Source organism: Burkholderia sp. E168m23, assembly GCF_016586125.1.
Taxonomy (GTDB): Bacteria; Pseudomonadota; Gammaproteobacteria; order Burkholderiales; family Burkholderiaceae; genus Burkholderia; species Burkholderia orbicola.
The window spans coordinates 1-2,516 of record NZ_BCPP01001004.1 but is presented as its reverse complement, the minus strand read 5'-3'; the positions used below and the strand labels follow the sequence as shown (position 1 = coordinate 2,516).

The window sequence follows — 2,516 nt, the reverse complement described above, 5'->3', positions numbered from 1 at the left end:
TCGTCGACATCGCGGGCAGCGTCGGCTTCGCGGATCAGAGCACGTTCACGCATGCGTTCACGAAGCGCTTCGGCGTGGCGCCGGGACGCTGGCGCGGCGAACGGCACTGAACGGTCAAGCGGCGCCGGTTCTCCCGCGATGGCGGATGCGACGGCCGCTCGCCCCGGCATCACGGCCGGACGCGCTTCGACAGCCGCTGCCCGTCCCGCATGAAGCCGTACCGCGCGTAAAAGCGGTGCGCATCGAGCCGATGGTCGCCGCTCGTCACCTCCAGTTTCACGCACCCCACCGACTCGAACCAGCTGTGCGCCGCTGCGATCAGCGCGCCGCCGACACCCTGCCCGCGACAGCTTTCGTCGACGACCAGACTCGTGATGCGCCCGAGATTGCCATGCGCGTGAAATAGCGCAAGCGCATGCAGGCTGATGCAGCCGACCACGCGATGCGCGATCGTCGCGACCAGGATGCGGTCGACCGCGCTCGGCAGCAGTGTTGCCAGCTTGTCGCGGATCATCTCGGGGGTCGCATCGTAGCCAAGCTGGTGCATCAGCCGTGCGATGTCCGCGTGATCGGCGATCTGCGCGTCGCGCGTCGTCAGGTTCGAGGGAGTCATCCGGACAGGCCTGTCGAAAGTCGATGTGCGCGGTGGCATGCGCCCGCCGCATTGCCATGTTAATCGCCGCGCACGGGCCGCGTATCGACGCTTCACGTCCCGCTGAAACATCGAATGTCCGTCGCCGCCTACGATGGACGCATGGATACGACCACACCGTCCCCCGCTTTCCCGCCCGCGCTGGCGCGCATCGTCGCCACCGTCAGCATCGGGTTCGTCGTCACGCAGCTCGACGTGACCATCGTCAATATCGCACTCGCGCATCTCGCCGCCGATCTGCACCTGCCGGTGGCCGGCCTGCAATGGGTCGTCGATGCGTACACGCTCGCGTTCGCGGTGCTGATGCTGTCGGCCGGCGCGCTCGGCGACCGCTTCGGCACACGCCGCCTGTATGTCGCGGGCCTCCTGCTGTTCGCGTTCGCGTCGCTCGCGTGCGGCGCCGCCGTCGCGCCCGCGATGCTGATCGCGGCCCGCGCGCTGCAAGGCGTCGGCGCCGCGGCCATGCTGCCCAATTCGCTCGCGCTGCTCAACGACGCGTGCCGGCATGACCCGCGCCTGCGCGCCCGTGCGGTCAGCGGGTGGACGGCGGCCGGGTCGATCGCGATCGCGGCCGGCCCGGTCGTCGGCGGCCTGCTGATCGCCGCGTGGGGCTGGCGCGGCATCTTCCTCGTGAACCTGCCGCTGTGTGCGGCGGGGCTCGCCGCCACGTTCGCGTGGGTGCCGGCGCGCCGCGAGCAGGCTGCCCCGGCGCGCTCGACCCGTTCGCTCGATCCGCGCGGCCAGTTCATCGCGATCGCGATGCTGACCGTGCTGACCGGCGCCGTGATCGAATGGCGGCCGCTCGGCTTCACGCATCCCGTCGTGGCCAGCGGTTTCGTGCTGGCGGCGCTGGCCGCGCTCGCGTTCGTCGCGGTCGAATCGCGTACGGCCACGCCGATGCTGCCGCTGTCGCTGTTCCGCCACCCTGCGTTCAGCACGGCCGTGCTGTTCGGGATCTGCGTGAACCTCACGTACTACGGCACCGTGTTCGTGCTCGCGCTGTACCTGCAACGCGCACGCGGCGAATCGGCGTTGCAGGCCGGGCTCGCGTTCCTGCCGCTCACCGGCGGCTTCCTGCTGTCGAATCTCGCGAGCGGACGCGTCGTCGCCCGCCACGGCCCGCGCGTGCCGATGGTGGCCGGCGCGCTCGTCGCCGCGCTCGGCTACGGGTCGCTGCATTTCGTCGATGCCGCGACGCCGCTCGGCGTGCTGCTGGTGCCGTTCCTGCTGATTCCGTCGGGCATGGGCTTCGCGGTGCCCGCGATGACGACGGCCGTACTCGCCTCGGTCGCGCCCGAGCGGGCCGGCATCGCGTCGGCCGTGCTCAATACCGCGCGGCAGGCCGGCGGCGCGATCGGCGTCGCGGCGTTCGGTGCGCTCGCCGGCGGCGGCGGTGCAGCGCAGGTCGTCAGCGGGTTGCGGATCGAAACCGTCGTGTCGGTCGCGCTGCTGGTCGCGGCCGCGCTGCTCGCGACCCGCGTGCGGACCGATGCGGATCGCGGTGCGCCGCGGTCGCGTCAGACCTTGTCGGCGCACGATTGAGCGCGTGCGGTCATGCGTCGCCGGGGTCGGGCTGGATCAGGTGACGCCATGGAAAGACGTTACGCCCGAAGTGGCTCACGTGCCCACCGCGGCTCGCCTGAATCACCATGAACTGCAAGCGCGGATGCGGCCCGTGCAGCGTGTCGGGTGCATCGGGATCGAGACAGGTATTTCCCAGATACAACGCGGGAGCTGCTGGCCGGTCGGGCCATCGCGCCTGATGCTCATCGCCGTGTCGCGCTCGCCTCGTCGTCGACCTTCCTGACGACCGTGTCGGCCGCCTTCACGGGCCGGCCGTCGTCGTGCCGCAGCGCGAGCTTGC

At 70.9% G+C, this 2,516-nt stretch carries 4 protein-coding genes and 1 pseudogene; 2 read left to right on the top strand and 3 right to left on the bottom strand.

Annotated elements, in window-relative coordinates:
* On the top strand, positions 1 to 110 hold a 110-nt coding region (locus JMF90_RS33220; RefSeq protein WP_201326012.1), incomplete at its 5' end, for a helix-turn-helix domain-containing protein.
* 59 nt (positions 111 to 169) lie between these two features.
* On the opposite strand, the gene JMF90_RS33215 is transcribed toward JMF90_RS33220, so the two are convergent.
* Complete coding sequence (locus JMF90_RS33215; RefSeq protein ID WP_011548186.1) at positions 170 to 613, bottom strand: GNAT family N-acetyltransferase; 444 nt, start codon at positions 611 to 613, stop codon at positions 170 to 172.
* Positions 614 to 754: 141 nt separating this feature from the next.
* Between JMF90_RS33215 and JMF90_RS33210 the strand changes: the two genes are divergently transcribed.
* The gene (locus JMF90_RS33210) at positions 755 to 2,194 is read left to right on the top strand and encodes an MFS transporter (protein WP_041489414.1); all 1,440 of its coding nucleotides are present in this window, start codon (positions 755 to 757) and stop codon (positions 2,192 to 2,194) included.
* A gap of 10 nt (positions 2,195 to 2,204) precedes the next feature.
* On the opposite strand, the gene JMF90_RS33205 is transcribed toward JMF90_RS33210, so the two are convergent.
* Positions 2,205 to 2,378 carry a hypothetical protein gene (locus tag JMF90_RS33205; RefSeq protein WP_155123311.1) on the bottom strand — a complete coding sequence of 58 codons (174 nt, stop codon included), beginning with the start codon at positions 2,376 to 2,378 and terminating at the stop codon, positions 2,205 to 2,207.
* A 40-nt stretch (positions 2,379 to 2,418) separates the two neighbouring features.
* Positions 2,419 to 2,516: pseudogene (locus JMF90_RS33200) on the bottom strand (transcriptional regulator); the annotation flags it as partial.

Coding starts and splice junctions, on each gene's coding strand:
- JMF90_RS33215 (WP_011548186.1), bottom strand. CDS start 613: ATGACTCCCTCGAACCTGACGACGCGCGACGCGCAGATCGCCGATCAC.
- JMF90_RS33210 (WP_041489414.1), top strand. CDS start 755: ATGGATACGACCACACCGTCCCCCGCTTTCCCGCCCGCGCTGGCGCGC.